This is a genomic window from Streptomyces sp. NPDC007945 (genome assembly GCF_042958885.1).
Taxonomy (GTDB): domain Bacteria; phylum Actinomycetota; class Actinomycetes; order Streptomycetales; family Streptomycetaceae; genus Streptomyces.
Genome location: NZ_JBIBJV010000004.1, coordinates 335,051 through 357,780 on the forward strand (window position 1 = coordinate 335,051; position 22,730 = coordinate 357,780).

Annotated in this window: 19 protein-coding genes and 1 pseudogene; 14 read left to right on the forward strand and 6 right to left on the reverse strand. The window is 74.0% G+C overall.

Annotation, left to right across the window (positions count from 1 at the left end; translation table 11 throughout):
* Positions 1-10: 10 nt before the first annotated feature.
* A complete protein-coding gene (locus ACFZCF_RS15660) occupies positions 11-1,345 on the reverse strand; it encodes a nicotinate phosphoribosyltransferase (RefSeq protein ID WP_388447621.1) in 1,335 nt (444 codons plus the stop codon).
* Positions 1,346-1,626: 281 nt separating this feature from the next.
* Here ACFZCF_RS15660 and ACFZCF_RS15665 point away from each other — a divergent pair, with 281 nt between their 5' ends.
* The 4 genes from ACFZCF_RS15665 to ACFZCF_RS15680 all read left to right on the forward strand — a co-directional run bounded on the left by ACFZCF_RS15665 (position 1,627) and on the right by ACFZCF_RS15680 (position 4,915).
* A complete protein-coding gene (locus ACFZCF_RS15665) occupies positions 1,627-1,854 on the forward strand; it encodes a hypothetical protein (RefSeq protein ID WP_391286884.1) in 228 nt (75 codons plus the stop codon).
* Between the two features lie 144 nt (positions 1,855-1,998).
* Positions 1,999-3,318 (forward strand): hemolysin family protein, encoded by a 1,320-nt coding sequence (locus tag ACFZCF_RS15670; RefSeq protein ID WP_388447619.1) that lies wholly within the window; start codon positions 1,999-2,001, stop codon positions 3,316-3,318.
* Entirely contained in the window at positions 3,315-4,337 is a 1,023-nt protein-coding gene (locus ACFZCF_RS15675) for a hemolysin family protein (RefSeq protein WP_388447617.1), read from the forward strand. The genes ACFZCF_RS15670 and ACFZCF_RS15675 overlap by 4 nt, the downstream gene beginning before the upstream one ends.
* Positions 4,338-4,459: 122 nt before the next feature.
* The gene (locus ACFZCF_RS15680; RefSeq protein WP_388447615.1) at positions 4,460-4,915 is read left to right on the forward strand and encodes a tellurite resistance TerB family protein; all 456 of its coding nucleotides are present in this window, start codon (positions 4,460-4,462) and stop codon (positions 4,913-4,915) included.
* Between the two features lie 191 nt (positions 4,916-5,106).
* Here ACFZCF_RS15680 and ACFZCF_RS15685 read toward each other — a convergent pair whose 3' ends face one another.
* The 3 genes from ACFZCF_RS15685 to ACFZCF_RS15695 all read right to left on the reverse strand — a co-directional run bounded on the left by ACFZCF_RS15685 (position 5,107) and on the right by ACFZCF_RS15695 (position 8,969).
* Entirely contained in the window at positions 5,107-6,930 is a 1,824-nt protein-coding gene (locus ACFZCF_RS15685) for an NAD-binding protein (RefSeq protein WP_391287093.1), read from the reverse strand.
* 223 nt (positions 6,931-7,153) lie between these two features.
* The gene (locus ACFZCF_RS15690; RefSeq protein WP_388447611.1) at positions 7,154-7,915 is read right to left on the reverse strand and encodes an MBL fold metallo-hydrolase; all 762 of its coding nucleotides are present in this window, start codon (positions 7,913-7,915) and stop codon (positions 7,154-7,156) included.
* Between the two features lie 76 nt (positions 7,916-7,991).
* On the reverse strand, positions 7,992-8,969 hold the full coding sequence (locus ACFZCF_RS15695; protein ID WP_391286885.1) for a helix-turn-helix domain-containing protein: 978 nt from the start codon (positions 8,967-8,969) through the stop codon (positions 7,992-7,994).
* Positions 8,970-9,347: 378 nt separating this feature from the next.
* Between ACFZCF_RS15695 and ACFZCF_RS15700 the strand changes: the two genes are divergently transcribed.
* From ACFZCF_RS15700 to ACFZCF_RS15720, 5 genes are all read left to right on the forward strand, one after another.
* Entirely contained in the window at positions 9,348-9,773 is a 426-nt protein-coding gene (locus ACFZCF_RS15700) for an SSI family serine proteinase inhibitor (protein ID WP_391286886.1), read from the forward strand.
* 280 nt (positions 9,774-10,053) lie between these two features.
* Complete coding sequence (locus tag ACFZCF_RS15705; RefSeq protein ID WP_391286887.1) at positions 10,054-10,398, forward strand: helix-turn-helix domain-containing protein; 345 nt, start codon at positions 10,054-10,056, stop codon at positions 10,396-10,398.
* Between the two features lie 332 nt (positions 10,399-10,730).
* Positions 10,731-11,471, forward strand: coding sequence for a hypothetical protein (locus tag ACFZCF_RS15710; RefSeq protein ID WP_388447603.1), 741 nt, complete (start codon positions 10,731-10,733; stop codon positions 11,469-11,471).
* Positions 11,472-11,474: 3 nt separating this feature from the next.
* A complete protein-coding gene (locus tag ACFZCF_RS15715; protein WP_388447601.1) occupies positions 11,475-11,912 on the forward strand; it encodes a phage holin family protein in 438 nt (145 codons plus the stop codon).
* Positions 11,888-12,640 carry a DUF3618 domain-containing protein gene (locus ACFZCF_RS15720; RefSeq protein WP_388447599.1) on the forward strand — a complete coding sequence of 251 codons (753 nt, stop codon included), beginning with the start codon at positions 11,888-11,890 and terminating at the stop codon, positions 12,638-12,640. The genes ACFZCF_RS15715 and ACFZCF_RS15720 overlap by 25 nt, the downstream gene beginning before the upstream one ends.
* Positions 12,641-12,784: 144 nt before the next feature.
* Here the strand turns inward: ACFZCF_RS15720 and ACFZCF_RS15725 are convergent.
* Positions 12,785-12,973: pseudogene (locus ACFZCF_RS15725) on the reverse strand (DJ-1/PfpI family protein); the annotation flags it as partial.
* A gap of 410 nt (positions 12,974-13,383) precedes the next feature.
* Between ACFZCF_RS15725 and ACFZCF_RS15730 the strand changes: the two are divergent.
* The 5 genes from ACFZCF_RS15730 to ACFZCF_RS15750 all read left to right on the forward strand — a co-directional run bounded on the left by ACFZCF_RS15730 (position 13,384) and on the right by ACFZCF_RS15750 (position 21,706).
* Positions 13,384-17,835, forward strand: coding sequence for a molybdopterin-dependent oxidoreductase (locus ACFZCF_RS15730; protein WP_391286888.1), 4,452 nt, complete (start codon positions 13,384-13,386; stop codon positions 17,833-17,835).
* Positions 17,836-18,278: 443 nt separating this feature from the next.
* Complete coding sequence (locus ACFZCF_RS15735; RefSeq protein ID WP_391286889.1) at positions 18,279-19,235, forward strand: ion transporter; 957 nt, start codon at positions 18,279-18,281, stop codon at positions 19,233-19,235.
* Positions 19,236-19,295: 60 nt separating this feature from the next.
* On the forward strand, positions 19,296-20,018 hold the full coding sequence (locus tag ACFZCF_RS15740; protein ID WP_391286890.1) for a helix-turn-helix domain-containing protein: 723 nt from the start codon (positions 19,296-19,298) through the stop codon (positions 20,016-20,018).
* A gap of 32 nt (positions 20,019-20,050) precedes the next feature.
* A complete protein-coding gene (locus ACFZCF_RS15745; RefSeq protein ID WP_391286891.1) occupies positions 20,051-20,611 on the forward strand; it encodes a DUF3291 domain-containing protein in 561 nt (186 codons plus the stop codon).
* 528 nt (positions 20,612-21,139) lie between these two features.
* On the forward strand, positions 21,140-21,706 hold the full coding sequence (locus tag ACFZCF_RS15750; protein WP_391286892.1) for a GNAT family N-acetyltransferase: 567 nt from the start codon (positions 21,140-21,142) through the stop codon (positions 21,704-21,706).
* Positions 21,707-21,760: 54 nt separating this feature from the next.
* Here ACFZCF_RS15750 and ACFZCF_RS15755 read toward each other — a convergent pair whose 3' ends face one another.
* The gene (locus ACFZCF_RS15755) at positions 21,761-22,693 is read right to left on the reverse strand and encodes an aminoglycoside phosphotransferase family protein (protein WP_391286893.1); all 933 of its coding nucleotides are present in this window, start codon (positions 22,691-22,693) and stop codon (positions 21,761-21,763) included.
* Positions 22,694-22,730 lie beyond the last annotated feature (37 nt).

The window sequence follows — 22,730 nt, forward strand, 5'->3', positions numbered from 1 at the left end:
CTCCCCTCCGCTACGGCCCCGCACCGGTCCGGGCGGCGAGCCGGTGCCGGACCACGGCCGTCAGCGCCGACAGCCGCGTCGACGCCGAGGGGACCGGCGGGACCGGGCCGTCGATGCTCCGCGCCGCCTCCGGAAGCGCCGCGAGGTCCGCCTCGAAGCGGGCCCGGGCCGCCGCGAGGGTGTCCGGGGGCCCGGTGCGGAGCCCGCCGCGCATCACGGTCCGCAGCAGCGGCTCCGTGCCCTCGGGTGGCTCCTCGTTCGCCAGGCCGACGACGTCGCGCACCCCCGGCCCGCGGAAGACCTGCTTCGGGCCCGGGGAAGAGACCTTGGCGGCGGACAGCTTCATCACGGGTCTCCCGTCGTACTCGACCAGCTTGTACGCGGCGTCCAGATACGGCGCGTCGGAGGCCGTACCGACCTTCGTCCCGACGGCGTACGCGTCGATCGGCGCGCCCTCCCGCACCAGCCGGTCCACCCCGTACTCGTCCAGGCCGCCGCTCGCGATGATCCGGACGTCCGCCAGCCCGGCCGCGTCGAGCGTGGCACGGGCCCGGCGGGCCAGCGCCCCGAGATCACCGCTGTCCAGCCGGATCGCGCACCCCTCGGCGAGTCCGAGGTCCGCGAACACGCGTGCCGCGGTCGCGACCCCGCGCCCGGTGTCGTAGGTGTCGACCAGGAACGTCACCGGGCCGGGGTGGGTGCGGGCGAAGGCGCGGAACGCCCGCTCCTCCGAGGGGAAGCACTCGACGTACGAGTGGGCCATCGTGCCCGCCGCCGGGATGCCGTACCGGCAGGCGGCGGCGACGTTGCTGGTGCCCGCGAACCCGACCAAGGCGCACAGCCGGGCCGCCTGCGCCCCGGCCTGGGGGCCGTGCGTCCTGCGGAGCGAGAAGTCCACCAGCGGGCGCCCGGCGGCGGCGAGCACGCACCGGGCGGCCTTGGAGGCGACCGCCGTCTGGTGGCAGAGCAGCGACAGCAGGTACGTCTCCACCAGCTGCGCCTGAGGGAGCGGGGCGGTGACCTCCAGGAGCGGCTCTCCGGCGAGGACGATCCGCCCCTCCGGCACGGCCCGGACCTCTCCGTCGAAGGAGAGCCCCCGCAGCGGTGCGAGGTCCGCGACGGGTCGGCGCAGCGCCTTCGCGAACTCCTCGACGTCCGCGTCGCCGACCCGGAACCGGGCGAGGTGGTCGAGGGCCGGCTCCAGACCGGCGGCCACCAGGAAACCGCGGCCCGGTGGCAGATCCCGCACGAACAGGCTGAACGTGGCCGGCGCCCGCATGTCCTCCCGCAGGTACGAGAGCGCCATGGTGACCTCGTACAGGTCGGTGGTCGTCACCTCGGACATGCTTCGAGCATGCGCGGCCGGACGGCGCCCCGCACGCCGCCGGGGAGCGGGGGCGGGCGCGGCCGGCTCTCGATCAGCGATCACCTTTCCTTTACAGTGGTGTAGAAGATCGCGGGGCCCGCCGGCCCGGGCCCGTTCGGATCACGTCCCGTTCGGATCACCACCCCAGGACGAGAAGGAGCGAGCGACCCGCAATGGGTGAGCCTCCCCGTACGCGCGCCGTGCCACCCCCCGCTCCCTCGCCCCGACGCGTCGAGCCGGGGGAGCGGCAGGTGGCGCGGGTGACCGAGGCGCTCCTCCCCCCACCCGCCCCCGCCCTCACGCGTGCCGCCCGCGTCGCGGTCGGTGGTGAGCGGCACGCCGGCCGAGCCGTCCCCGTCCGCGCCCTCACCGTCCCGCGCGTCGCCGGACGCCACCCGGCCGCCGTCACCGGCGCGTCCGGCACCCTCCTCCGCCACGTGACGATGGAGGGTGTCCTGGAGGAGGCGGCGGAGCCCGCCACCGTGTGACCACCGCCGGCCCGCACCGCGGGCCGGCGATCCCGTGCCGTCCGTCCCGTACCCCCGCCGACCGCAACCGTCCGCACCACGAAGGAGCCCCTGCTTGTCCGCCAGAACGACGCGTCCCGCCCGCCCGAAGGGACGCGACCGCCGATGAACGCCGCTCTCGGCCTGCTGGCCGTCCTCGTGCTGACCGCCGGCACCGGCTACTTCGTGGCCCAGGAGTTCGCCTACGTCGCCGCCGACCGGATCGCCCTCGCCCGCGAGGCGGAGGCCGGCGACACGCGCGCGGCCCGCGCCCTGAAGGTCCTCGGACGCCTCTCCTTCATGCTCTCCGGCGCCCAGCTCGGCATCACCGTCACCGGCCTCGTCGTCGGCTTCCTCGCCGAGCCGTCCGTCTCCGCCCTGCTGAAGCCCGCGCTGGACGGGACCGGCCTGTCGGACGGGGCGGTGTCGGCGATCTCCGTCGTCCTCGCCTTCGTCCTCGCCACCGTCCTCCAGATGGTCCTGGGCGAACTCGCGCCGAAGAACCTGGCGCTGGCCGTGCCCGAACGGCTCGCCAAGTCCCTGGCCCCCTCCACCCTCCTCTACCTGAGGATCGTCGGACCGGTGGTCCGCGTCTTCGACGGCGCCGCGAACAGGCTGCTGCGGAAGGTCGGTATCGAGCCCGTCGAGGAACTGCACCACGGCGCCACCCTGGAGGAGCTCAGCCACCTCATCGGCGAGTCCCACGAAAAGGGACAACTGCCCGCCGACACCGCCGAACTCCTCGACCATGCCCTGGAGTTCTCCGAGCGCACCCTGGACGAGGTGATGGTGCCGCGCGCCGACGCCGTCTTCGTCCGCAAGGACGCCACCCTCACCGAGGCCGTCGAGCTCATCGCGCGGCACGGCCACTCCAACTACCCCGTCCTCGGCGACCACCCGGACGACGTGGCGGGCGTCCTCGGCGTCCGGGACCTCGCCCGGCTCGCCGCCGACCGGTTCGACGCCCTGACCGCGGGCGAGGCCGACCGGGCGCCGCTGCTGCTGCCCGACACGCTCCCGCTCCCGCAGGCCGTGGCCCGGATGCGGGAGGCGGACGACGAGTTCGCCGTCGTCCTGGACGAGCACGGCGGCGTCGCCGGCATCGTCACCTACGAGGACATCGCCGAGGAACTGGTCGGCGACATCGCCGACGAGACCGACACGGTCGTCGCGCTCGCCGTCCCGGACGGGAACGGCTGGCGCGTCGACGCGGGACGCCGCCTCGACGAGATCGAGGACGCCACCGGCATCGCGCTCCCCGGGGACGACGACTACGACACCGTCGCCGGCCTGATCATCGACCGCCTCGGCCGCTTCCCCACCATCGGCGACCACCTCACCGTCGACGACGTCCGCATCGACGTCCTCACCCTCGACCGCCACGTCCCCGGACGCGTCCGCGTCGAGTACGTCCGGACCACCACCGCCGAGGAGGACCGGGCATGAGCTTCCCCATGGCCCTTTTCGTCACCGTCCTGCTCCTCGTCGGCAGCGGCTTCTTCGTCGCCGCCGAGTTCGCGCTCGTCGCCGCCAAGCGCCACCGCATCGAGAAGGCCGTCGCGGGCGGCCGGCGCGGCGCCAGGGCCGCCCTCGCCGGCATGCGGGAGCTCTCCCTCATGCTCGCCGGCGCCCAGCTCGGCATCACCCTGTGCACCCTCGGCCTCGGTGCCATCTCCAAGCCCGCCATCTCCCACGAGCTCGACCCGCTGCTCGTCAGGCTCGGCCTGCCGGAGGCGCTCAGCTACGGCATCGCGTTCGCCGTCGCCATGATCGTCGTGGTCTTCCTCCACATGGTCCTCGGCGAGATGGCCCCCAAGTCCTGGGCCATCGCCCACCCCGAACGCTCCGCCATGCTGCTCACGCCGCCGTTCCGCGCCCTGGTCAAGGCCGTACGCCCGCTGATCTGGCTGCTCAACAAGGTCAGCAACGCGCTCGTCCGCCTGTGCCGCGTCCAGCCCCGCGACGAACTCGCCGCCGTCCACAACCGCGAACAGCTCACCCACCTGGTGGAGGAGTCCGAACGCCTCGGCCTCATCAACAAGACCGACTCGCAGCTCATCACCCGCTCCCTCACCGAGCCGCAGACCCCGGTCGCCGCGCTCCAGACCCCGGCCGCCGCCATCGTCGCGGTCGACGCGGGGGTCGGACTCGACGCGATCCTCGCCCAGGCGTCCGAGGCCGACCGCTCCCGCCTCCTCGTCCGCGACGGCGACCGCGTCCTCGGCTCGGTCCACGCCCGCGACGTCCTCGTCGCCCGCACCCGCGGCAGGGAGCTGACCGCCGCGGCCCTCGCCCGCCCCGTGCCGGAGCTCGCCGACACCACCACGGTCGCCGACGCCATCGAGCACCTCCGCCGGCGCCGCGCCTCCCTCGCCCTCGTACGCGACGCGGACGGCGGGCTCACCGGCCTGGTCAGCCTGGACGACCTGCTGGTCCGGATCATGGGCCCGCAGACGGCGGCCTGACCCCGCGCGCCGCCCGGTCCCGCGCCACCTGATAACTTCTACAGAAATGTAGAAGTTGGGTTTCGCCCGGTCCTCCACCCCGTCGGCCCGGGCGGCCCCCCAAGCGCGTGAGGGAGTTCTCGATGGCTCTGTGGGACCGCATCAAGGAATCCGCGTCGACGATGCAGACGCAGCTGACGGCGAAGAAGAACGACCTCAAGTCCGGTGCGTTCCGGGACGCCTCCATGGCGATGTGCGCCCTCGTGGCCGCCGCGGACGGCACGATCGACCCCGCCGAGCGACAGCGGGTCGCCCAGCTGATCGCCGCCAACGAGGTCCTGCGGAACTTCGACGCGGCCGACCTCCGGCGCCGGTTCGACGACAACCTGGACAAGCTCACCGCCGACTTCGACTTCGGCAAGGTCAGCGTGCTCCAGGAGATCGCCAAGGCGAGGAAGAAGCCGGCCGAGGCGCGCGCCGTCGTCCAGATCGGCATCGTCATCGGCGGCGCCGACGGCGACTTCGACAAGACCGAGCAGGCCGTCGTCCGCGAGGCGTGCTTCACGCTCGACCTGCCGCCGCACGAGTTCGACCTCTGACGGCCGCCAGGGGAATCGACGGGATCGAACGGAGCATCGGGGTCGGTCTCGCGGCGACCGGCGTGGCGGCCCTGGAGCGGGTGCGAGGCACGCGCCTGGAGCGGTGGATCCGGGGCGCCGCCCTGAGGGGCGGTGCCCCCGTACCGCAGGACAGGGGCGCCGCCCGATTCATGGCCGACCCCGCCGGCACGTCACCGGCCCGGTACGACGGCGAGGAGTTCGGCGAGGCCCCGCCGGGTGGCGGCGACGACGACCCGGTCGCGGGACCGGAGGACGTAGCCGGGGTGGAGGTCCCACAGGAGCTGGGGGTCTTCGCCTCCGTGCGGGGTGGAGGCGAGGTCGGGACGGCGAGCGTCCGGTTCGGCGGTGTCGAGGGCGACGACGCGCCACGCGTTCGGGCGGAACGACTCGGCGACGGTGCGGCCTTCGAGCTGGGGGTGGCCGGCGACGAGGAGCGCGGCGAAGAGCAGCACCTTGCGTTCGACGGGGATGGCGCCGAGGATCTGTCGGCCCATCATGGCGCCGGCGAAGGCGGGGGCGGCGAGGTGGGAGACGCTGCGGCTGCGGGTGACGGCGTCGGGGTGGGCGGAGCGCAGGGTGCGGTAGACGGCGGTGGCGAAGTCGTCGTCGTAGAGCCGCAGGACCGTCCGCAGGTCGTCCTTGAGGGCCCGGGCGGTGAGGACCGCCTCCAGGTTGGTGGTGTCGGAGCTGGTGAGGGCGAGCAGGGCGTCGGCCTGGTGCACGCGGGCCGCGTCGAGGACGCCGTCCTCGGTGACGTCGCCGAGGATCACGGGGACGCCGAGGTCGCGGGCGAGGGGGATGCCGCGGGCGTCGGGGTCCTGCTCGACGCAGACGACGGGGACGTCGTACTCCCGCAGCCGGGCCAGGACGCGGGCACCGATCCGGCCCAGCCCGAGCAGCACGATGTGGCCGGACAGCCCCCGCGGCGGACGCCGCAGCGCGCCGGACGCGCGGAACGTGCCCAGCGCCTCCAGGCCCCCGGCCACGAGCAGGGGCAGCAGGGCGAGACCGACCAGTCCGGAGAGCAGTTGGAGGACCTGCCGGGTCGTCGAGTCGTCGAGCGCGGGGTCGTTGATCGAGAAGAGGTCGAGCAGCGTCAGGTACGCCGCGTGGGTGGGGTCGGCGTCGGTCAGGACGGCCGCGGCGGCGGTCAGGGCGAGGACCGCCGCCACGACGCCGGCGACCGCCCACCGCAACCGCGAGGAGAACACCTCGCCCAGCGGCGCTCCGCGCCGCGCGAGCCGCCGGGGCGGCAGTCCGGGCCCGGACCGGCCCACGGCTTCCAGGACGACGGTCCCGCGCCCCCGGGACGCCTGCACGCTCCGGTCGTCGGGAAGCAGCTCGGGTCCCTGCACGCCGCTGCTGTCGGAGCCTTCGGCCCCCGCGGGGTCCCCGGCGGTGGAGGACAGCAGGGCCAGGGTGCACAGGCCCGGGTCGGGCGCCTCGCCCCGGTCGGGAGCCGGGCGCTCCGCCGCGCGGAGCAGCAGTCCGTCGGCCTGGACGACCTTCCGGGTGTCGGCGATGGCGGTCGCCACGAGCGCGGGCGCGGCCGTGTCCGCGTCCGACAACACGGTCGTGGACGCGTCCAGGGCGGTCCGGTCCGCGGCGGACGCGGCGACGAGGGCGGCCTGGTCGAGGAGTTCCTCCAGGTGGTCGCCCAGCTTGCGGTTGTACATGCGGACGACGAGCCGCACCCCCGGGTTGAGCCGGCGCGCCGCGAGCGCCGCCCGCAGGTTCGTCTCGTCGTCCTCGTAGAGCAGGGCGAGCGCGGCCGCCCCGTCCACCCCGGCACGCCGCAGGGCCTCGCGCGTCGGCGCCGAGGCGGCCACCTCCCGGAGCGACGCAGCCGCCCCGGTACGGCCCTCGGCGGCCGGCTCCGTCCCCGCTCCGCCCGCCCGGCCGTCGGGCACGACGAGGACGACGTGCCGCCGGTAGAGGTCGCGCAGCTCGGCGGCCAGGCGGTGGGCGAGCCCGTCGTCGCCGCAGACCACCATGTGACCGTCGGTCCAAGGCCCTTCCCGGTAAGGCGGTGCGGTCATCTCTTCCCCTCCGTGGCCCCGGACGGACCGGTCCGTCGCCGTCCGACGGCGTGCGCGCCGCCTCCCCCGCGTCCGTCGAGCGTTCGAAGGGTGTCATGACCCGGGCAGCGCGTCGCCTGCCCGACTCCGGCAATCTCGTCGCCTCTTCGGTGCCGGGCCCGCCGGATTCCCGCCGGCCCTACCGGGCCGCGTCGCTCTCCGTCCGGGAGGGCAGCCGCCCCGCCGCGTCGAGCCGGGAGAGGCGCCGGTGTTCCCGGTCGGCCCAGCGCCGGACCCGGTCGGGTTCCAGTGAGGTGCCGTGGCCGACGTGGAGGCGGGTCGGGTTCAGGGCGAGCATTTCGCGCAGGCTCGCGAGGTTGCCCAGGCGATCGTCGTGGAACGGGGGGTTGGCGGGCCGGCCCCGGACGAGACCGAAGAAGGAGTTGGCGATCAGGTCGCCGGCGACCAGGTCCCCGTGGCCGGTGAGGACGGAGACGGAGCCGGCGGTGTGTCCTGGGGTGGGCATGATGCGGGCCGACACCCCGAAGTCCTCCAGGTCGGTCTCGCCGGTGACGAGGACGTCGGGTTCGAGCGGTTCCACCTTGAGGTGCAGGTTCCGGTGCCTGGCCATCAGGCGGCCCATGGGTCCGGTGGGCAGGTAGGGCTCGCGGGCCCGGCCGCTGCGGTAGGGACCGAGGTCGGCCACGTGCCCCGCCACGGGGGCGCCCGTCAGGCGCTGCAGCTCGGCGGCGGACCCGAAGTGGTCGATGTGGCCGTGGGTGAGCACGATCAGGGCCACGTCGGTGGGGTCCACCCCGTGGTCGGCGATCCGCTCGTAGATCCTCCGGCCGCTGCCGGGCGTTCCCGCGTCGACGATGACGGGGCGGCGGCCCAGCAGCAGATACGCGTTGATGTGGTGCCGGCCGATGACCGGGAGGGGGACGACCTTGGTTCGGGACACGGTTCTCTCCTTGGGCATGACGGTCCTCCGCCGCGCGGTGGGACGTGGAGCGGGCGGTGGGACGAGGGGGCGTGATTCAGTGGAAGCGGCGCCGGTACGCGGCGGGGGTGGTCCCCAGGCGACGCCGGAACGCCCGGTGCAGGCTCTCCACGGAGCCGAGGCCGCTGAGCGCGGCGATCTCGGGCAGGGTGTGGGTGCTGTCCTGGAGCAGCCGGCGGGCGGCCTCGATCCGGACCGACTCGACGTACGCGGCCGGCGTCGTCCCGGTGCGGCGCCGGAACAGCCGGGAGAGGTGGCGCACGCTCAGGTGCAGACGTGCGGCCAGCGCTTCGGCGGACAGGTCCTCGGCGGGGTGCTCGCCGATCCACGTCCGCAGGTCGTCGATCGGGTCGCCGGGGTCGGCGGGACGCGCGAGCGGGACGCTGAACTGGCTCTGGCCGCCCGCCCGTTTGACGTACATGACCATCGTGCGGGCCGTGGCGAGGGCGAGTCCGGGACCGTTGTCTTCGGTGACCATGGCCAGGGCCATGTCCATCCCCGACGCGATCCCGGCGCACGTCCACAGTCGCCCCTCCCGGATGAAGATGGGATCCGGATCGACGGAGACGAGCGGATGGTCGGCCGCCAGCCGCGCGGCGGTCCGCCAGTGGGTCGTGGCGGAAAGGCCGTCGAGCAGGCCCGCCGCGGCCAGCAGGTGCGCGCCCGAACAGACGGAACCCAGCCGGTGCACACCGGGGCCCACCGCGCGCAGCCAGTCGATGATCCCGGGATCGAGGACCGGTTCCACGTCCTGGTCGCGCACCCGGACGGCACCCGACACCAGCAGGGTGTCCACCTCGCCGGCCACCTCGTCCAGGGCGAGGTCGGCCATCAGCCGGATTCCGCTGGAGGTCGTCACCGGCTCGCCCCGGGCCGTCGCGATGCGGACGGTGTAACCGGGTCCGCCGCTGCCCGCGACCCGGGTCGCGACGGAGAACACCTCGGCCGGACCCGTGACGTTGAGCAGTTCGACGCCGGGGAAGGCCGCGACGACGACTCTGTGCGGTGGAAGCATGCGTCGATCATGTCCGCCCGCCGCGAGGGCCGCAATGACCAGGTTCTGTCACATCCGGCCCTGCGGGCGCCGCCCGCCCCGCGCCCCCGCCCGCCCCGAGCCCCGTTCTTCCCGCCCCCAGCCGGGGGCGCGTTTCCGGTCGATCGTCGAGCGCGGGGTTTGAGTCATTCCGGTGGGTCGGAGGCGGGTGAGAAGCGTGTCGTCAGGGCACCGAAGCGCGTATTACATACTATTGCGCCAATTGTACGATCCGTACATTTTCTGAAACGCATCGGGTCGAGGTGAGCGGCGGCGGCGGACTCGGCAGACTCGCGCTCGCCGTCCCGGCACGACCTGCCGGCCGGCGACACCCTCGAATCGAGCGTAAGGACGCACACCATGCGGAACACCGCGCGCTGCGCAGCGGCCCTGGGCCTGGCGGCCACCGCCGCCTTCGGCCCCCTCACCGGAGCCGCCACCGCGGCCCCCGAGACCTCCTCCCTGGTGCTGACCGCCCGGTACGGAGACACCTCCGTCACCCTCCCCACCGACCCCGCCGCCGGGTGGTTCAGCGAGGCCACCCTCACCTGTTCTCCCTCCGCCTCGGGCACCCACCCGAACGCCACCTCGGCCTGCGCCGAGCTGCGCCGCGTGAAGGGCGACCTGGACGCCCTGCAGCCCGCGCCGGGTGTGATGTGCCCGATGCACTTCGACCCCGTCGTGGTCACAGTCAACGGCGTCTGGGAGGGCCGGAACGTCTCCTATGAGCGCACCTTCGGCAACACCTGCGTGAAGAACACCTACGGCAGCGTCTTCGCGTTCTGACGGGCCGGGCGGCCGTCCCGGTCGTCCCCACCCCCCGTGGCCCCGCGTCCTTCCTCGGAAGGGTGCGGGGCCATCGGCGTACCCGGCGCCTTCCGGGTGGGCCACCCGGGCCCGCCCCCGCGTCCGGCGCGCCACGAGGAGCCCGAACGCGGTTCCGTCAGCTGCCGTTGTCCAGGTCGTCGGAGCGGTCGACCGTCCGGATGGGTGTGCGGCCCGGCGTGCCCACCGTCCAGGGACGGGCAGAGGGCGGGCGTCCACGCCGGAGAGCCCTCAGGCCCTCGTGCCGCTCACCGCCCACGATCAGGCCCGCGAGGAGGGAACCGGTGCACGGGGCCACACCGGTGCACGGGGCCACACCGGTGCTGTTCGCCGAAGAACGCCCGCACACTCCGGTGCTCTTCGCTCCGGCGCGCGGCATCGGTGCCCTCGGGGAGCGCCCGGCGGGCGCGGCGGAACGGGCCCTGACGGGACTCATGGGAGTGACCAGGGCCGCACTGCTCACACCACGCTCGAAGCACCCGCGTCGACGGTCGAGTCGAGCCGGCGGACCGGCTGGAGCAGCGCGACCGTGTCGTACCACCTCGGCATCCTGCTGCGGGCGGGTCTGGTCGATCGGCACCGCTGAGGTCGCCTCGTCCTCTACGCGAGAACCGACCTCGGGACAGCGCCCGCGACCTCGTCGGAGGATGCCCGGACGCCCCGCGCCGAGCGGCCGACCACGGCCTACCCCGGCAACGGGCCGCCGCCCGCCCCCCGCCGATCCCGCCACCCGGCCGGCCGTAGGCGGCGTCCTGCCGACGCCGCCCCGAGCCGGATGAGCGGCGAGCGATCGGGCCCCCGTGGCCAGGGACGGAAACCCGATCCTCCGTCTTCGCGGCATACGAGGGGTTAAGGGCCGAAACATGGGCAAGCGCGGACGGGAGGGAAAACTGAAGCTTCGATCGACCAGGAGGAGCCTTGAGTGACTTCCAGGAATCGAGCCGCCGACAAGACAGCAGCACGGCGGCGGTAGCGCAGACGGCCCAGGAGAAGGCGGGCGAGGGTGCCGCGCTGGTCGGCGGGAAGGCCGCCGAGGTGGGCGGGACGGCCAAGGAACAGGCGGCCAACGTCGTCGGCGAGGCCACCGCCCAGGCGCGGAGCCTCGTCGACGACCTGCGGGGCCAGCTCCAGGGGCAGGCGCGGTCCCAGACCGAGCGCTTGGCGGAGAACGTGCGCCGGCTCGCCCAGGAGCTGCGGGAGATGAGCGAGGGCGGCAAGCCCGACTCCACCATGGCGGGCGTGGCCCGCCAACTGGCGGACGGCGGTGAACAGGCCGCCGCCCGCATGGAACAGCGGGGCCCCGAGGGGCTGGTCGGCGATCTGCAGGACTTCGCCCGCCGCCGCCCGGGCGCCTTCCTGGCGGGCGCCGCGGTGGCCGGGTTCCTGGTGGGCCGCACCGGCAAGGGAGTGGGCGCGGCCTCCTCCACCGGCACCGGCGCCGCCACCGACCCCGGACGCGACGGATCCGCCGCCCCCGAGCGCACCGCGGGCGGCGTGGCACCGGCCGCCCGCTCCGGCGTGCCCGCCGGCTACGAGGACCTCACGGACACCTACGGCCAGTCGCAGCCCCCGCACGTGGTTCCGACGCCGCCGTCCTATCCGCCGTCCGGCGGCACGCCTCCGTACGGCGGTTCGCCGCGCCCGGGAGAGGGGAGGTGACCCGTGGCCACCGCGTACCAGGAACGGCCCACCCGTCCCGCACCGCAGCCGCCGCCGACGGCGGCGGAGCCGTCGATCGGTGAGCTGGTCAGTGAGATCGGCCAGGACCTGACAGGCCTGGTCCGCACCGAGATCGAACTGGCCAAGGCCGAGCTGAAGCAGGAGACGGCGAAGGCCGGCAAGGCGGCCGGGATGCTGGGCGGCGCGGGCTACGCCGGTCACATGGTGCTGCTGTTCGGCAGCCTCACCGCCGTCTTCGCCCTCGCCCACGTCCTCGACATCGCGTGGGCCGCGCTGATCGTCACCGGCCTGTGGGCCGCCGCGGGCGCGGTGCTCTACGTCCGCGGACGCGCCGGCTGGCGCAACGTCCATCTCAAGCCCGAACAAGCCGTGGAATCGCTGAAGGAGGATGCCCGATGGGCCCGACACCCGACGAGCTGAGGACCGACGCGGAGTACCGGCGCGCCCACCTGGCGCACCACGTCGACGCCCTCGCCGACAGGATGGCCCCGCGCAGGGTGGCACGGCGCAAGGTCGACTCGGTGCGCGACCGGGTCAGCGGAGTGAAGGAGCGTGTGATGGGAAGCGCACAGGGCGCGGCAGGCGGTGCGTCCGAGAGCCTGAGCCAGGCCACGGACAGCGTGACGGCGACCGCCAGAGAGCTCGGCGGAACGGTGGGCGAGGCCGTCCAGCAGGCCCCGTCGCAGGTGAAGCGGCAGACCCAGGGCAGCCCGCTGGGCGCGGGACTGATCGCCTTCGGCGCCGGCATGCTGGCCGCGGCCCTCCTGCCGACCACGGAGGCGGAGGAACGCGCGGGACAGAAGCTGCGCGAGCACTCCGGCGACCTGCTGGAACCCGTCAAGCAGACGGTCGTCGAGGCGGCCCAGGAGGTCAGGGAAGAGATGCGGGAGCCCGCCGCCCAGGCCGTCGAATCCGTGAAGGACACGGCCCAGGAAGCGGCGGACACGACCAAGGAGCACGCCCGGAGCGCAGGCCAGGAGACAGCGCAGGGCCTGCGCCAGGTGGGCCAGGACGCCGCCGAGGAAGTGCGGCACAGCCCGGGCGGCTCGGGTACGTCGGATACCTCCGGTACATCGGGTGGCCCCGGCATCTCCGGCACCTCGGGTACCACCGGAAACTCGGGTGCACCCGGTACGGCGGCCTCCTGATCACTCTCGGTTCAGCAACTCCGCCAGGGCAGGGGCGGGCCTCCACAGGCCCGCCCCTGCCCTGGCGCGTGGCCCCCCAGGGCGCGCCCGCCCCGCCGGCTCGCGCGGACGGCGTCTCCCGCATTCCGCCCCCGAGGACGCGGACTAACCGGTCCAGACGGTGCCGCGGGCCTCGTACTCCAGCATCGCCTCCAGGCCGAGTGCCGCGTCGACGCCCAGCTCGCGGCGGACCAGCCACAAGGCGAGGTCCAAGCCGGAAGTGACGCCGCCGGCGGTCACCAGATCGCCGTCGTCGACGACCCGCGCCTTCTTCAGGACGCCGCCCTGCTGCTCAAAGGCCGACCCTCCGTCGAGCGCGAGAACCGCAACGATGTGCATGCGTCCGAGGTCACGTATCCCCCGGACGAGCCCCGCGCGGCCGCCGCGCGACCCCCGGACAGCTCCCGTACGGCTTCCGCACGGCGCCCGCATGGCTCCCGACCCTCCTGCGCACTCCGCGCACCCCGGCCCTCCCGCGCGTTCCGCGTCCCCTCCGTGACCTGCCTCCATGTGCGGCACGGAACAACCCCTGCGGCGGGCATCCCACCGCTGGAGCTTCGTTCCCGCCCACCGAGGACGTACGGAGCGGGGGCCCTCACCGAGGGACGGGGGCCGGCGTGCGGGCCGCGTAACCCGTCCCGCCCGGAGGGCGTGATCGGCCGGAAACCGGATCTTCCTAACGTCGTCCCCATGGGAGAGTTCCCATGTCGGAGACGGTGTCGGTACCGGTGGGAGGGGTGCACGTGGGGTCGCCGGAAGCGGAGGACGGAGGGGTGCGTACGGCCTGCTCGTACTGCGGCGTCGGATGCGGCATCGTCCTCGACGTCGTGACGGACCCGGCGACGGGGCGCCGCCGGGCCGTGAAGGCGTCCGGGGACAAGGCCCACCCGGCGAACGCCGGCCGGCTCTGCACGAAGGGGGCCACGAGCGCCGACATGCTGGCCGCCCCCGGGCGGGCGACCACGGCACTGGTGCGGCCGGAGCGCGAGGCCGCACCGGTCGCCACCGACGTCGACACCGCCGTCGCCGACGTGGCGCGCCGCCTCCGCGCCCTCCTGGACGAACACGGCCCCGACGCCCTCGCGTTCTACGTTTCCGGCCAGATGTCCCTGGAGGCCCAGTACCTGGCCAACAAGCTCGCCAAGGGCTTCGTGCGGACCCCTCAGATCGAGTCCAACTCCCGTCTCTGCATGGCCTCCGCCGGAACCGGCTACAAGCTGTCGCTCGGCGCCGACGGGCCGCCCGGATCGTACGAGGACTTCGACCACGCCGACGCCTTCCTCGTGATCGGCTCCAACATGGCGGACTGCCACCCGATCCTCTTCCTCCGCATGATGGACCGGATCAAGAGGACCGGGGCGAAACTGATTGTCGTCGACCCGCGGCGCACCGCCACCGCCGACAAGGCCGACCTCTTCCTCCAGATCCGGCCCGGCACCGACCTCGCCCTGCTCAACGGCCTGTTGCACCTCCTCGCGGAGGAGGGCCGGCTCGACGAGGAGTTCATCGCCGCCCACACCGACGGCTGGGACGCCATGCCCGCCTTCCTCGCCGACTACCCGCCCGCGCGGGTCGCCGAGCTCACCGGCGTCCCGGAGGACGACATCCGGCGCGCCGCCCGCTGGATCGGCGAGGCCGGTGCCTGGACGAGCTGCTGGACCATGGGGCTCAACCAGTCCACGCACGGCACCTGGAACACCAACGCCCTGGTCAATTTGCACCTCGCCACCGGCGCGATCTGCCGGCCCGGCGCGGGCCCCTTCTCCCTCACCGGCCAGCCCAACGCGATGGGCGGGCGGGAGATGGGCTACATGGGCCCCGGCCTGCCCGGGCAGCGGTCGGTGCTCGTCCCCGCGGACCGCGCCTTCACCGAGGACCTGTGGGGCATACCGGAGGGGTCGCTCCGCGAGGACGCGGGCCGCGGCACGGTCGAGATGTTCGAACGGATGGCGGCCGGCGAGATCAAGGCCTGCTGGATCATCTGCACCAACCCGGTCGCCTCCGTCGCCAACCGCAAGACCGTCATCGCCGCCCTCGAAGCGGCCGAACTCGTCGTCACCCAGGACGTGTTCGCGGACACCGAGACGAACGCCTACGCCGACGTCGTCCTCCCCGCCACCCTGTGGGCCGAGTCCGACGGCGTCATGGTCAACTCCGAGCGGAACCTCACCCTCGTCCGGGGCGTCGTCGACCCGCCCGGCCAGGCCCTCCCCGACTGGCAGCTCATCGCCCGCGTCGCCTGCGCCATGGGATTCGCCGAGGCGTTCACGTACGCCTCCGCCGAGGAGGTCTTCGAGGAGCTCAAGCAGGCCTGGAACCCGCAGACCGGCTGGGACCTGCGCGGCGTCTCGTACGAGCGGCTGCGCGCCACCCCCGTGCAGTGGCCCGCCGCCAGCGCCGACGGCCCCGACCGCAACCCGATCCGCTACCTCAACGACGGCGTCAGCCGGACCCTGCTGGAGCGCCCGGACGGAACCCGCCCCCGCCTCGCCTTCCCGACGCCCGACGGACGGGCCCGCTTCTTCGCGCGCCCGCACCTCCCGGCCGCCGAACTCCCCGACGACGACTACCCGTTCGTCCTCAACACCGGCCGACTCCAGCACCAGTGGCACACCCTCACCAAAACCGGCAAGGTCGCGAAGCTGACCAAGCTGAACCCCGGCCCGTTCGTCGAGGTCCACCCCGACGACGCGGCGACCCTCGGCGTCCACGAGGGCGACCACCTGGAGATCGCCTCCCGTAGAGGCCGCGCCGTCCTGCCCGCCGTGGTCACCGACCGCGTCCTGCCGGGCACCTGCTTCGCCCCCTTCCACTGGAACGACCTCTTCGGCGAGTACCTCAGCGTCAACGCCGTCACCAACGACGCCGTCGACCCCCTCTCCTTGCAGCCTGAGCTCAAGGTGTGCGCCGTGAGCCTGACGAAGACCCCGGCGCCGCTTCCGGTGGCGGGGCGGCTTCCGGTGGCGGCCCTCCCGACTCCCGCGGCCGCCACCCCCGCGGCCGCCACCCCCGGGACCGCTTCGCAGCCGGCTCCGGGGAACGCTTCGGAGTCGGATCCCGGGAGGGACGCGGAGCCGGAGCGCGGGACGGACCCGGAGGCGGATCCCGGGACGGACCCGGAGTCGGGTCGTGGGTCCGCCTCGGAGCCAGGACCGGGGACCGCGCCCGCGGCCACGGCCCTCGCCGCCCTGTTCGGCGTCGCGGAGCTCGTACCGCCGCCGCTGACCGAGCCGGAGCGCCGCTATCTCGCCGGGTACCTCTCCGGGCTCGCCGCGGCCCCCGCCGACGGACGGGTCCCGGTCCTGCCCGCCACCGCGCCGTTCAGCTCCGACCACGGCCGCTGGGTCGACGGGGTCCTCGCCGGGATGTTCTCCCGGACCCGGCCCCGGCCCCGGACCCGGACGGACGCGCCCGCGCCGCTTCCGGCGCAGCGGGCCTCCTCCGCCCCGGTGGCATCGGAGGACCGAGCCCGGCAGCCGGCGCCCTCCACCCGCCGGCTCCTGGTCCTCTGGGCCTCGCAGACGGGCACCGCCGAGGAGTTCGCCGCGACGGCCGCCGCCCGGCTGGCCGAGGCAGGGCACCGGCCGGAGCTCCTCCCGATGGAGGGCGCCGACCTCGCGGAGCTCCGCCCCGAAACAGACCTGCTGGTCGTGACCAGCACCTTCGGCGACGGCGACGCCCCCGACAACGGCGCCGCCTTCTGGGCGGCCCTGAGCGCGCCCGAGGCCCCGCGCCTCCACGGCCTGCGCTACTCGGTCCTCGCCTTCGGGGACTCCGCGTACGACGACTTCTGCGGCCACGGCCGCCGACTGGACCAGCGCCTGACGGAACTCGGCGCCGGCCGCCTCCTCCCTCGTACCGACTGCGAACCCGACCACGAGGAGTCCTCCGACGCCTGGCTCACGGCCCTCCTGCCGCTCCTGACCACCGAGGAGGCGGAAGCCGCCGCACCGGCCACGCCCGCCGCCGAACGGTGCCGTACCGTCCCGATGCCCGCCGCCGGTGCGCACACCCGCCCCCCGGTGTACTCGAAGTCCTCGCCGTTCGCGACGCTCCTCGTCGGCAACCGGCTGCTCAGCCTGCCCGGTTCGCAGAAGGAGGTGCGCCGCTTCACCTTCGACACCCGGGGCGGCGAGCTCGCGTACGAGGCGGGCGACGCCCTCGGCGTCTGGCCGGCGAACAGCGGCGAGCTGGTCGCGGAGTGGCTGGCCCTCACGGGCCTCGACCCCGCCGAACTCGTCACCACGGGCACGGGAGCGGAGGCCGACACCCCCCTGCCGCTCGCCGAAGCCCTGCGAACCCGCCTCGACATCGCCCGCATCACCCCGGATCTGCTCCGCTTTGTCGCCGAGCGCACCGGAAGCCAGGAGCTCAAGCGGCTGCTCCGGCCCGGCCACAAGGACGAACTCGCCAAGTGGAGCTGGGGGCTCCAGGCCCCCGACCTGCTCGCGGCCCACCCGGTCCGCGCCTCGGCCGCCGAGTGGACGGGGGTCCTGAGGCGGCTCCAGCCGCGCCTGTACTCGATCTCCTCCAGCCCCCTCGCGCAGCCGGGCGAGGTCAGCCTCACCGTCTCCGTCGTCCGCTACGCCAACGACCGGGGCCGGGAGCGTACGGGAGTCTGCTCCGCGTATCTCGCCGACCACGCCGACGACGGCCCGGTGCAGGTCTTCGTCCAGCGCTCCCCGCACTTCCGCCCGCCCGCCGACCCCGCCGCCCCGCTCGTCATGGTCGGGCCGGGCACGGGCGTGGCGCCCTTCACCGGCTTCCTGGAGGACCGCCTGGCCCGTGGCCACACGGGCCGCAACTGGCTCTTCTTCGGCGAACAGCGCGAGGCCACCGACTTCTACTACCGGGAGGAGCTCGAAGCCCACCTGGCGACCGGGCACCTGGACCGCCTCGACACCGCCTTCTCCCGCGACCAGCGCGCCAAGGTGTACGTCCAGGACCGCATGCGCGAGCACGGCGCCGCCCTGTGGTCCTGGCTCCAGGACGGCGCGCACGTCGCGGTCTGCGGCGACGCCGCCCGCATGGCGAAGGACGTCGACCGCGCCCTGCGGGAGGTCGTCGCCCGCCACGGGCGCATGACCGAGGAGGAGGCGGCCGCGTACGTGAAGCAGCTGGCCACGGAGAAGCGCTACGTCCGCGACGTCTACTGACCCGCGCCCGTCACCGCGCGGTAGGGGGCTCGGGGGCAGCCGACGCGGGTGACGCCCGGGCTCGGCGCCTGTCCGACACGGCCGCCGGGGCCACGGGAGCCCCGTGCCGGGTCGCACCGCGCCGCGTTGCGCCGCGCCGCGTTGCGCCGGGCTGCGTTGCGCCGGGCCGGGATGGGTCGCGTCCGTCCCCGAGAGGGCCCGAGTTAACGATCTTGGGCGAGGCCGGTCACGGACCCGACGGCCCGGAGGGGACCCAATGCGCGGTCTTTCCCCGCAGCGGATGAATCGTTCAGCCTTTTCGCCCCCAGCCCGCAGCCCGGGCCGCTCCCGGACCGTTAGGACAGCAGGAAACCTCCTTCCTCAGCTCCCCCTCCCACCCCCCCGTACCTCGTCGCGCGCCCGCACCGAAGCAGTGCCCGGCGCAAGCGCCTCCGGAGACCTTCATGACCACCGCCCCGGCTCCCACCCGGGCCCGGATCGCGGCAGCCTGCCGCGCCGTGACCGAGGCCCCCGCCTTCTCCCTCGTCGTCCTGACCGCGATCCTCCTCAACGCCGTCCTCCTCGGCGCCGAGACCTACCGCGGCTTCGTCACCGACCACGCGGCCCGCCTGCACGGAGCCGAACTCGCCTGTCTCGCCTTCTTCACGCTGGAGATGCTGCTGCGCCTCGGCGCGCACGCCGACCGGCCCAAGGAGTTCTGGCGGGACGGCTGGAACCTCTTCGACCTGGTCGTCGTCGCGTGCGCCTACCTCCCCTTCGTGCGTGAGAACTCGACCGTCCTGCGCCTCCTCAGGCTCGTACGCGTGCTCCGCACGGCGCGGTTCTTCCCGCAGCTGCGCATCCTCTTCATCGCCGTCTCGCGCAGCCTGCCGGGAACCGTCAGCTTCCTCTTCGTCGGCGCCGTCATCCTCTACGTCTACGCCATGATCGGCTGGGTCTGCTTCGGCTCCCACGACCCCGCGCACTTCGGCTCCCTGGGCCGCGCGCTGCTGACCCTCTTCCTGCTGATGACCCTGGAGGGCCTCCAGGACGCCATCTACAACGGCCTGGCCCTCTCGCGCCTTAGCCTCCTCTACTACGGCTCCTACGTCCTGCTCGCCTCGTTCGTCCTGGTCAACGTCCTCATCGGGGTCGTCCTGAACAGCCTGGACGAGGCGCGCGAGCTCGACACCGCCGCGTCGGCCGCCGAAGGCAAGGGTCCCCGCGCCGGGGCGGGAAAGGAGGCGGGGACGGGGACGCGCGTGAGCGCGGCCGTGACGGCTCCCGAGGACCCGCGGCCGGCGGACCTCGCGGAACGCATCGCCGACCTGCGGCAGAGCCTCGACCTCCTCGAACGGTCCCTGGCCACCCCACACCGCCCCGCCGCCGGCGACAAGGACCGCATGGCGACGATCGCCTGACCGGCCGTCTCCCCTCCGGCCATCTCTATCTCCAACCTCTGTTGTCATTAGAATGGCCGGATGGAGGACATCGAAGCGATCGCGGCGTTGCAGGATCCGGTACGCCGCCGCCTGTACGAGTACGTGGTGGCGCAGGGCCGGGAAGTCGGGCGCAACGAGGCCGCGGAGGCGGCGGGCGTGGCGCGGACGCTCGCCGCGCACCATCTGGACCGCCTGGCGGAGGCGGGGCTGCTGGAGAGCGGCAGCCGTCGCCTCACGGGCCGCTCGGGCCCCGGCGCGGGCCGCCCCGCGAAGGTCTACCGACGGGCGCCGGGCGAGCGGTCGGTGTCCCTGCCCGCCCGCGACTACCGCACGGCGGCCGAACTGCTCGCCGAGGCCGCCGAACTGGCCGGCCTGGACGCAGGCCTCTGCGCGGCCGCCCGCCGTCGGGGCGAGGCCCTGCGCGAAGCGGCCGGGCCGTGCGGGAGCCTTGAGGAAGCCATGGAGCTGCTGGCGGCGCGAGGTTACGAGCCGCACCTCGAAGCCGCCGAGGGTGCGGCTGACGCTTCTGCCGAAGTCGCCGAAGGCATGGCTGACGCCCCCGTCGGGGCCACCGCCGTCGTCCGTATGCGCAACTGTCCCTTCCATGCCGTGGCGGAGCGCTTCCCGCCGCTCGTCTGCGGGATGAACCTGGCTCTGCTGGAGGGGTTGTTGGGCGAGTCGGACGTCGTGCGGGCCCGGATGGACGCCAGGCCGGGGGAGTGCTGCGTCGTGATCGAACCTTCTAAAAACGATGATCATTGACATAGAAATGGGTGCCGTGTTGGGATGAGCCCATGACCGCATCCCCGCGCCCGCCCGCCGGTGTCCACCACCTCGCCCAGCTCAACGTGGCCACGCTCCTCCACCCCCTCGACGACCCCCGCATGGCGCCGTTCGTGGAGATGCTCGACCCGATCAACACCGCCGCGGACGGCGCGCCCGGTTTCGTCTGGCGGTTCGTGGAGGAGGGCACGTCCGACGCCACGGGCGCGCGCCCCGCGGGCGAGGACGTCATCGTGAACCTCACCGTCTGGGAGACCCAGGAAGCGCTGTGGGACTTCACCTACCGCAGCGGGCACCTCGAAGTGATGCGGCGACGGCGCGCGTGGTTCCAGCGGCACGTCGAGGCCCACCTGGTCCTCTGGTGGGTCCCCGCGGGCCACCGCCCGACCACGGAGGAGGCCGTGGAGCGCCTGGCGGAGCTGCGCGCCTACGGTCCTTCCCCTCGCGCCTTCACCTTCGCCTCGGCCTACACCGCCGCCGAGGCGGAGGCGTCCGCGGCGCACGCCACGCCACCCCGCACGGAGGCCCCGACCACGGGGCCGCGTCGCGGCGGTGACGTCGACGAACCGTGAGTCTCAGGGGCGGGGGAGCTTCGGGGGAGTAAGCGCACCGACCGAGAGGACGGAGGGGAAGGGGCAGCGGATCGGCGCTGCGAGCCACGCAGCGGGATGACCTCACAGGATCTGGAGCGCCGCCCCGATCGCCTCGACGACGCCTCCGTGCGCGGTCGGCGCGGCCCGAACGCCGCGACCCACGGGTACGGGCGCCTGCCGCGGAAGCGGTTGAACCCCTCCCGGGAGCCGCACAGGGCCCGATCCGATCCAGGATCCGGGCGAAGTGCTTGTCGGCCGTCAGGACCACGTCGCAGTCCGACAGCGCGCAGAGCGACGCGGGCCCCGACCCGGTCGGCCCCGGTGGCGTCCTCGTGCCTCAGCACCGAACGGCGGCCCACGGCCCCCGCGTCGGGCACCGCGCGCACCCACTCGGCGCGAAGGCGTCATCGGACCCGTACGCCACCGCCACTCGGGGCGGCGGCGACGGCACTCCGAGTGGCGCTCCCCGCCCCCCGGTACGTGCCCGGCTGCGGCATGCTGGGGCCTGTGTCGACACCGTTCATCGTTCCCCGGATCGCCGCGAGTGACAGCCTGGTGCTGCGGCCCTGGCGTCTCGACGACCTGCCCTTGGTTCGGGAGGCGGCCGAGGACGCGTACATCCCCTTGGTCACCACCGTGCCCAGCCCCTACACCCACGCCGAGGGCGTCGCCTTCATCGCCCGCCAGGAGGACCGGGCGCTGAGCCGCAAGGGTTATTCGTTCGTCATGGCGGAGGCGGCGGGGGACCGTGGCCTCGGCATGATCGGCCTGTGGCCGGACGTGGCCGGCGAAGGACGTGCCTCCGTGGGCTACTGGGTGCCGGGCTCCGCCCGCGGTCGGGGCATCGCCACGGTGGGCCTGCGCGCGGTCTCCACGTGGGCGCTGCGCGACCTCGCCCTCGCGCGGGTGGAGCTGTACGTCGAACCCTGGAACACCGCCTCCCGCAAGACGGCCGTCCACGCGGGCTTCACCTATGAAGGCCACCTCCGCAGCCACCAGTCGGTGGGCGGTGAACGACGCGACATGCTGCTCTACTCCCGGATCACCGCGGACCTGACCGACGCCGACGGCTGAGCCGGCGGCGCCCTCACCGACCCGGAAACCGGCGCACGGCGAACGCCTCACGCGCTACAGACCTTCGGTGAGCACCCCGGCCAGCCGTTCGGCGAACTCGGTCAGCGAGTCCAGCCGCGGACCGTCACGGGCGACACGGAAGCCGTGCCGACGGCCCCAGAACGCCGCCTGGACGGCGTGGAACTGCGCCCATCGGCGCACCCGTTCCCGGTCCAGTTCCGCGGCCTCGGCGAAGACGTCGAGCACTCGGCCGGCCGCCCCGCGCAGGTCGTCCGCCCCGACGAGCGCCAGTGCCCGCGACTTCAGCAGCGTGCCCCCGTCGTAGGCGGGATCGCCCGCGTACCCCTTGGGGTCGACGGCCAGCCACGGCTCCCGTTCGGCACGCAGGATGTTCCGGGCGTGCAGATCACCGTGGACGAGGACGTCGGGCTGCTCCCGGCCCAGTACCCGTACGGTGTCCACGGCCGCGTCCAGCACGCTCCGGGGCATCGCGTGCGACAACCGCTCGGCGTCCTCGCGGAGTCCGGCCTCCCACGCCCCGGCCCGGGTGCTCAGCCGGGGCAGACCAGGCGGCGCGGGAACGGCCAGACGGCGATTGAGCCTTCCGGCGACCGCCGCGACCTCGTCCCCGTCCTCCACCTCCGCCAGGGTCGTCGACCGAGCCCGTTCCAACAGCATCGCGAACCGCTCGTCGTCGCGCTCGTACAGCAGCACGGCCCCGCGCCCGCCCCACGCGACGAACGCGTCAGGCTCATGGACGTTCCCGGGATGGGGGAACGACACCTTCACCACCGCGCTCTCCCCGGACCGCCGCCGCACCGGAACGATGACACCGACACCCCCGTGCATCACCTCGCCGTCCGGGACGCACCGCCACCGCCCCAGCAACTCCTTCACTAGAAGAGGCAGTTGGACGAGCCAGGCCACCCCGGCCTCGCCCTCGCGGTCGATGGTGCTGCGGGCGAATTCCTCCGGCACGACGATCATCCCGGCACCATACGCGCCCGGCACGTCAGCGACGAAC